The 7,255-nt window shown below is 33.6% G+C and carries 7 protein-coding genes; 5 read left to right on the top strand and 2 right to left on the bottom strand.

What is annotated here, in order from left to right; translation table 11 throughout:
• Together AC0N32_RS19590 and AC0N32_RS19585 are read left to right on the top strand one after the other, a co-directional pair.
• Positions 1–1,807: RHS repeat domain-containing protein (locus AC0N32_RS19590; protein WP_476395518.1), on the top strand; the 1,807-nt coding region annotated here is incomplete at its 5' end.
• Complete coding sequence (locus AC0N32_RS19585) at positions 1,797–2,150, top strand: hypothetical protein (RefSeq protein WP_476395517.1); 354 nt, start codon at positions 1,797–1,799, stop codon at positions 2,148–2,150. The genes AC0N32_RS19590 and AC0N32_RS19585, both read left to right, overlap by 11 nt.
• A 40-nt stretch (positions 2,151–2,190) precedes the next feature.
• Here AC0N32_RS19585 and AC0N32_RS19580 read toward each other — a convergent pair whose 3' ends face one another.
• Both AC0N32_RS19580 and AC0N32_RS19575 read right to left on the bottom strand, forming a co-directional pair.
• Positions 2,191–2,409 carry a hypothetical protein gene (locus AC0N32_RS19580; RefSeq protein ID WP_476395516.1) on the bottom strand — a complete coding sequence of 73 codons (219 nt, stop codon included), beginning with the start codon at positions 2,407–2,409 and terminating at the stop codon, positions 2,191–2,193.
• Positions 2,410–2,413: 4 nt separating this feature from the next.
• On the bottom strand, positions 2,414–2,746 hold the full coding sequence (locus AC0N32_RS19575) for a helix-turn-helix domain-containing protein (protein ID WP_476395515.1): 333 nt from the start codon (positions 2,744–2,746) through the stop codon (positions 2,414–2,416).
• Positions 2,747–2,907: 161 nt separating this feature from the next.
• On the opposite strand from AC0N32_RS19575, the gene AC0N32_RS19570 reads away from it, so the two are divergent.
• From AC0N32_RS19570 to AC0N32_RS19560, 3 genes are all read left to right on the top strand, one after another.
• Positions 2,908–5,196: a CHC2 zinc finger domain-containing protein gene (locus AC0N32_RS19570; protein ID WP_476395514.1), complete on the top strand. Its 2,289-nt coding sequence runs from the start codon at positions 2,908–2,910 to the stop codon at positions 5,194–5,196.
• A 151-nt stretch (positions 5,197–5,347) separates the two neighbouring features.
• Positions 5,348–6,166, top strand: a complete 819-nt coding sequence (locus AC0N32_RS19565) for a tyrosine-type recombinase/integrase (RefSeq protein ID WP_476395513.1) — start codon at positions 5,348–5,350, stop codon at positions 6,164–6,166.
• Complete coding sequence (locus AC0N32_RS19560) at positions 6,138–6,995, top strand: tyrosine-type recombinase/integrase (RefSeq protein ID WP_476395512.1); 858 nt, start codon at positions 6,138–6,140, stop codon at positions 6,993–6,995. The genes AC0N32_RS19565 and AC0N32_RS19560 overlap by 29 nt, the downstream gene beginning before the upstream one ends.
• Positions 6,996–7,255: the final 260 nt, after the last annotated feature.

Genomic DNA, 7,255 nt, shown 5'->3' with positions numbered 1-7,255 from the left:
GACCAAGATTAATGATCCGAAGAATTTAGGCAGCAAACTCTTTGGGTATGAGATTAAATACAATCAGGTGGAGGGACTGTCCATTCCGAATTCCGATTTTCCAGATCAGATTATAAAAGCAAAATACAACGGGAATATTGCTGAGGTATCATGGAAAACAGCAACAGAACAAAATGAACCATTAAAAAGATATGGCTATTCTTATGATGCACTTAACAGGCTTACGGCGGGATTCTACCAGAAAGCGGGAAGTGAAACAGCCAGAGAATATTTTGAAAAGCTGGAGTATGATCTCAATGGAAACATTACCAGACTGAAAAGATCGGAAGGCCTTGTAGCCGGAAGTACCACAGCCATGATGATCGACAACCTTAAATATGATTATACCGGAAACAGGCTGACTAAAGTAACCGAAGAGCAGATCGGAAACAGTAAAGGCTATCCTTATATTGCTGTGCCCAATGAAATACAATATGATAATGGTCTTGCTACAGGTAATGGCAATATGACTGCATTTGTGGACAAAGGCATTTCTTCTATTCAATATAATTATTTAAATTTACCTAAAAAAATTAGCCAGAATACCAAGGTAACGGATTATATATACAGAGCAGACGGAACGAAGGTGAAAAAGCTTTTTGGAGATATAGAAACGAATTATCTGGATGGTTTTCAGTATAAATCTACTTACCAGGTGGAATCTTGGAACGGAGAAGGGACTTTTCACCCGGATCCTAATGAAGTTCCGGTATTGAAGTTGAGAATTATTCCGACAGCCGAAGGCTATTATGATGCTTTACTGAACAAGTATGTATACCACTATACGGATCATTTAGGCAATATCAGGTTAAGCTATACAGATACAAACAACGATGGGACTATTCAACCAAGAAGGTATAATGCGAGCAATTGTACAGGTAAATTCTGTCTGGATGACTGGAGACCAGGTGAAATAGTAGAAGTAAATAATTATTATCCGTTTGGATTATTGCATAATTATACGGCTACAAGTGGAAATGCTTATCAGTATAAGTACAATGGAAAGGAGTTGCAGGAGACCGGAATGTATGATTACGGGGCAAGAATGTATATGCCGGATATTGGGAGATGGGGAGTGGTAGATCCGTTGGCGGAGAAAATGAGAAGAATATCCCCTTATACTTATGTTGCTAATAATCCATTAATATACATTGATCCTGATGGAAGGGAATTAGTCCTTACAGGAGATAAAAAGAATGTTGATAGAACTGTATCTGTTGCTAACAAAGGTATAGGGATGAATGTCGTAAAAGTTGATAAAAATGGAAATGTAAGTATAAAATCTTTAAATGATAAACAACTTTCTAAATTAACTTCTGAACAAAAGGGCATGTATGGAGTTATGAAAGATGCTGTTAAAGCAGAAGGAAAAATAAGCATTGGGGTTGAGAGTGGTTCTAAGGATGTTTTAATTGGAAGTTATGCTTTGGAGAAAATTGATATTGCTGATATTGAAGCTTTTGGTACGGGAAAAGCTGTAAATCAATATTCAACTCTTGGGCATGAAATAAAAGAACAACAAGAAAAGCAACTAAATGGAGAAGCGTATCCTTCTGCACATCAAGATGGTATAGATTCAGAAAAATCCATAACAGGATATGAAAGACAATCAGGGATGGCTTCTTCTACCAATATTACACAAAATGCTGATGGAACTTTGTCAGGTAATGCAGATACACTTCATACCAAAGGTACAGAAACAGTAAAGGCTAGCATTACTATCAATAATAATAACGTAGAAAAAGTAGTTCGAACTGATGAAAAATAAAATTAGAATATCAATATTAGGATTATTAGTTGTTTGTACATCATCCTGTATGGCACAAAACTGTAATAATAAGATTGCAAGAGATATTTTTAAAGATGAGTTGCAGTTTATAGAATCATATCTTAATGGTAAAGACGTTAAGTTGGACAAGCTATCTTCATCTATTAATAAAGTTGAGATTATAACATCTATAGAGTCCAAATCTGATGGTAATTATTTGGGTAAATTTAAACCTACAAATAAAGATTTAAAGAACTGGAAATTTTGGTATGATTCTAATAAGGATAATCTTTGTTGGAATAAAGATAAAAATACACTTTACATAAGTAAGAATACCAAATAGCATATAATAAAACCCCACCGCATTGCGGTGGGGTTTTATTTTACATAATGCTTTGCAATTTAGTTTGCTTAAGGAAGGCATCCAGGAGAGCGAAGACGTGTTGTCTGTCGTTCTCTTTTAGTTTTTGGATGTCGAGAATTTTAGAAACAATATTTTTTTCCAGAAGAACATCCCGCTGCGCAAAGTCTGTGACTTTGAGCGGGTAAATAAAGAAAACCCATCGCACTTCCGGTGGGTTTTGTGTTTTATAGCTTGGCATTTTTCTACGAGTAAGCTTTTTTAGCTTTATAATCTCTAATGGTAAGGTCAAGAAATCTTGTAACGAGAGCTTTGTCTTCTTCGTTCATATCCTGTATTACTTCAAATTTTTTCAGAAGTTCGATGTCTTTAATAGAAACTGTTTCATCGTTCAGTAAAGCATCACTAGAAATCCCCAAAGCATCGGCAATATTTTTAAGCGCATCTGCAGGCGGAATACTGCTTCCTAGTTCATAACGAGAAAGACTTTTATTATTCACCTGAGACTTTTCTGCAAGTTCAGCTTGTGAAAGTCCATTTTGTTGTCTGTATAATCTTATACGCTCTGCAATAGTCATAAGTGAGATTTTAAACAATTAAACATCTTATAAATGCGAATTTAAGACAAATAAGAGTAGGATAAAAATATAAATCTCAAATAAGACCTGTTTTGTATTCTCGTAATTGTTACTTTTGGGACAAATATGAGAACGTAAAAATTTTAAAATATTTTTATTCTATGGAAATCTCCGCAATCAAAGAACGTTTACAATTATCCGAAGTTCTACAACATTACCAATTAAAGCCAAAAAACAATATGCTCAAATGTTTTATGCACGAAGACAAAACAGCAAGCTTACAGGTCAATCTGGAAAAGAACTTTTACAAATGTCATTCTTGCGGAAAAACAGGCGATGTTATCCAATTTATAGAAGATTACGAGAAAATATCAAAACACGAAGCAATCAAGAAAGCAGAAAGCTTTTTAATTAGTAATGAGAAATTAGTAATTAGCATTGAGGATCCAACAATCAAAAACCATCAACCGACAACCAATAAAGACTTTTTAGAAAATACATTTAGCTATTTTAGAAAAGCTTTGTACTGTTCCAATCCTGCAAAACAATATATAGAAAAGAGAAATCTTGACAACTCCATTTTAGAAATTGGCTATAACTCCGGTCAGTTCCATCACGGAGAAAGGAAAAGCGAAGAATTAATCAGCAATGCTTTAGAAGTTGGTTTATTGTTAGACAAAGGATTAATTAACAATAGAACAGGCGAAAAAGGCTACAGTATTTTTGCGAATAAATGTATTGTTTTTCCACTGAAAAATAAATCCGGAGAAATCGTAAGCTTTTATTTTAGAGCAATTGTAGAGAACAAAAACGGTAAACATTTTTACTTAAAGAATCGTTCCGGAATTTATCCAAACTATCCGAAAAAAGAAACTAAAAAACTGATATTAACAGAAGCTATAATTGATTGTGCAAGTTTACTCCAGATAAAAGAAATCAGAGATAATTACAGTCTGAGAAGCTGTTTTGGAACGAATGGATTAAATGAAGAAATTTTACAGGCTATAAAGGAACTTCCGGAACTTGAAGAAATTATCTTTTGTTTTGACCAGGACGATGCAGGAAAAATGGCTGTCGCCAAATGTAGCAATCTATTAATGGAACAATGTAACAATGTTAAAATTACAACGGTTGAACTTCCGAACAATGATGTAAACGAAACGCTACAGCTTCACAATGAGGAAATATTTACGGAACTTTTGGAGAAAAGAAAAGATATTTTTCTTTCAGTTGAAAAAGAAAAAATAAAATTTACTGAAGAAAAAAATCTGCGAAAATCTGTGCAATCTGTGGGAAATCCTATAGACTTTTTGGAGCAGAAAAATTTACTTCAGAACCTGAATCAATTAATTGAAAAAGCGGGAATAATTGGCGAAGAAAACAGCAGATTACTATTGTTTTTAATCATTATCAGTTATCTAAATAAGAACCCATTACACGGAATTGTACAAGGAAGTTCGGGAAGTGGGAAAACCCATATTATCAGCAGAATTGCGGATTTAATGCCACAGGAAGACGTACTGAGATTTACAAGAATTACAGAATCAAGTTTGTACAATTGGGGCGAGTTCGATTTATTCCAAAAGATCATTATCATTGAAGATCTGGACGGATTAAAAGAAGATGCACTGTATGCGTTGAGAGAATTTATATCGAACCAGGTTCTGAGAAGTTCGGTAACCATAAAAGATAAAAAGGGAAACAATAAATCTTCTCACAAAATCGTAAAAGGTCAGTTCAGCAGTTTATCTGCAACGACAAAAGGCGAAACCTACGAGGACAATATGAGCCGAAGTTTTTTATTGGCAGTTGATGAAAGCAAAGAACAAACGCAAAGAATTATCGAGTATCAGAACCGCAGAAATGCAGGAGAAATCGACAGAAACGAACAGGAAAAAGCAATTGGTTTTGTACAAAAATTGGTTAGAAATTTAAAGCATTACGAGGTTATAAATCCGTTTGCTACAAAATTACAGCTACCTGAGAAGGTTCATAAAATAAGGAGATTAAACGAAATGTATCAAGCGGTAATAAAGCAGGTTACTTTTATTAATCAGTTCCAAAGAGAAGTTAAAAACGGTTATCTCATTACAGAAATCGAAGATATAGAACAGGCTACAGAAGTATTGTTTGAAAGTATCGTTTTGAAAGTTGACGAGCTGGACGGAAGTCTGAGACAGTTTTTTGAGAAGCTGAAGAAGTTTATAAAAAGTGCTGAAAAAGATTTTATGCAAAGAGAAATAAGACAGGAATTTAATCTATCAAAAACGCAGTTACAGCGATATATCAATACACTTTTAGAGTTAGAATATATTAAGCAGGTTGGAGGATTTAATAATACAGGAATCCGTTACAAAGTAAGTTATTGGGATAATTATCAGAAGCTTAGAGCAGAAATAAAAGACTATTTATTGAAGCAGATTAAGGAGCTTAAGACCAATAAAAAATAAGTTTGGTTCACCACGAATCGCCATTGGTTCACAAGAAAATAAAGCTACGACAGCGTAACTCATTTAAAATCTATAATTTATAATTTAAAATTACTCTGGCGACCCAAAATTTAAAATATTGAGTAAGCAAAACCATCATACTTAATAACAAATGAATGAAACGATCTTACAATTTAGAAAAGAATTACAGAATTTAGGGTATTGCAAAACCGTTATCAATACTTATCCAAGACAAATCAGAGTGTTTTTAGAGTTCATCAAAAAAGAGAATACAGAAATAAAATCCGAAGATATTTTAAACTATTATCAGCATATAAAAACGGTAAAAGGAAAGAGAACAAAAAAACTATTTAGTGAAAGTTATATTGCAGGAATCCTATTATCCATCAAGCTTTACTTCGACTATCTGCAAAGAACCGGGACGATAAAAATCAGTCCTTATCAACTGAAAATAAAAGCTCCGAAATCCGAGCAAAGAAAAGTATTTACAGACGAAGAAATAAAAAAGCTGTATGCTAAAAGCAGTAAGCTGCAAGCAATTATATTACACCTGTGTTATGCGTGCGGACTACGAAGGACAGAGGCTGTCAACCTATTATTAAAAGACATTGATTTAGAAAATAATTTACTCTACATTAGAAAAGGAAAAGGCAAGAAAAGAAGAGTTATTCCATTTACCAAACAGGTTAAAAAAGATCTTGAGAAATTTTTAGAAACCAAAGCTCGGAACCAGGAGGAAAAACTGATCACCCAAAACCCTTACGAAGAATTTAGAAAATTACTCCGGAAAACAGGATTGGAAAACGAAGGATTTACCTTGCATTGTTTGCGACATACCATTGCAACGCAGTTATTAGAGCAAGGAATGGAACTGGAAAAAGTGAGGGATTTTTTAGGACACGAATATTTAGGAACAACCCAAATCTATACAAGAATCAATTATGGAACTGGAAAATTATCTGCAAAATGAATTATCTGAAGGAACTGTAAAAAACTATCTCTACGAAATAGAAAAGTTTAAAAAGCATTATAAAAATCCTGAGAAACTCAGCTATCAAAACTTAATGGAATATGTAGAATTGCTAAGGAAAAACTACAATCCACAAAGTGTAAAAAGAACTGTTTATGCAATCAAAAAATACTATGATTATTTAGTAAAAACAGGAAAAGTAAAAATCAATATTGCAACCAATATCAAGATAAAAGACGGCAAGGAAAACCCGATACAATTACAGGAACTGCTCACAGAAAAGGAATTACAACAGCTTTTAGAACCAAGAGAAGAACGTTATCCGATATTAGAAAAAAGGAATCAAATCGTAATGAGTTTACTTGTTAATCAAGCGTTATTGGTCGGAGATATTGAGAAATTAAGAATCGAGGATTTAGATTTACAAAATGCAAAAATAAAAGTTCAGAAAACCGGAATCACCAATGAACGAATATTGAATTTAAAAGCTGAACAAATCCTATTGTTTTATCAATATTTACAAGAAGAAAGAATAAAATTAGAAAGGCAAAAAACTTCTTTTTTTCTACTGAATAAACTCGGTTCAGCAATTACAAAAGACGACATCAATTATCTTGTATCAACTTATCAGAAAGGTTTTATAAAGAAAATAACGAGCGTGAAAATCAGACAAAGCGTAATAAAACTGAAATTAGATCAGGGCGAAAACCTGAGAAAAGTACAATATTTTGCAGGACACAAACACGCAGATACAACCGAGAAATACAAAGAAACCGGAATTAATGCGTTACAAACCGCGATTAATCAGTTCCATCCGCTTGCATTTTGAATTAAATATCCCGCCCTCCGAATAAAAAAGACATTTTCCCCGACGCTTGTCCGAAGCTTTTCCAACTCTTTAATGCCACAGCAAATTACATAATCAAAATTATACGCAAACCCAACGCTAAACGTTGCCTTCCACTCCGCTGAAGCTTCGTTCCTGGCAAATCCCTCATTGCCTATAATTTGAGATTATGTAAAATGCTTTCCTACGCTTCGTTTTTACAAAAAACTCCGCTTCCACCGTTTTTAGCCAACAACTTTCCC

The sequence above is a fragment of the Chryseobacterium endophyticum genome (assembly GCF_056333165.1).
Note: the sequence above shows the minus strand (reverse complement) of the source record. Positions and strands in the feature narration are given on the sequence as shown.

Coding starts and splice junctions, on each gene's coding strand:
- AC0N32_RS19585 (WP_476395517.1), top strand. CDS start 1,797: ATGAAAAATAAAATTAGAATATCAATATTAGGATTATTAGTTGTTTGT.
- AC0N32_RS19580 (WP_476395516.1), bottom strand. CDS start 2,409: ATGCCAAGCTATAAAACACAAAACCCACCGGAAGTGCGATGGGTTTTC.
- AC0N32_RS19575 (WP_476395515.1), bottom strand. CDS start 2,746: ATGACTATTGCAGAGCGTATAAGATTATACAGACAACAAAATGGACTT.
- AC0N32_RS19570 (WP_476395514.1), top strand. CDS start 2,908: ATGGAAATCTCCGCAATCAAAGAACGTTTACAATTATCCGAAGTTCTA.
- AC0N32_RS19565 (WP_476395513.1), top strand. CDS start 5,348: ATGAATGAAACGATCTTACAATTTAGAAAAGAATTACAGAATTTAGGG.
- AC0N32_RS19560 (WP_476395512.1), top strand. CDS start 6,138: ATGGAACTGGAAAATTATCTGCAAAATGAATTATCTGAAGGAACTGTA.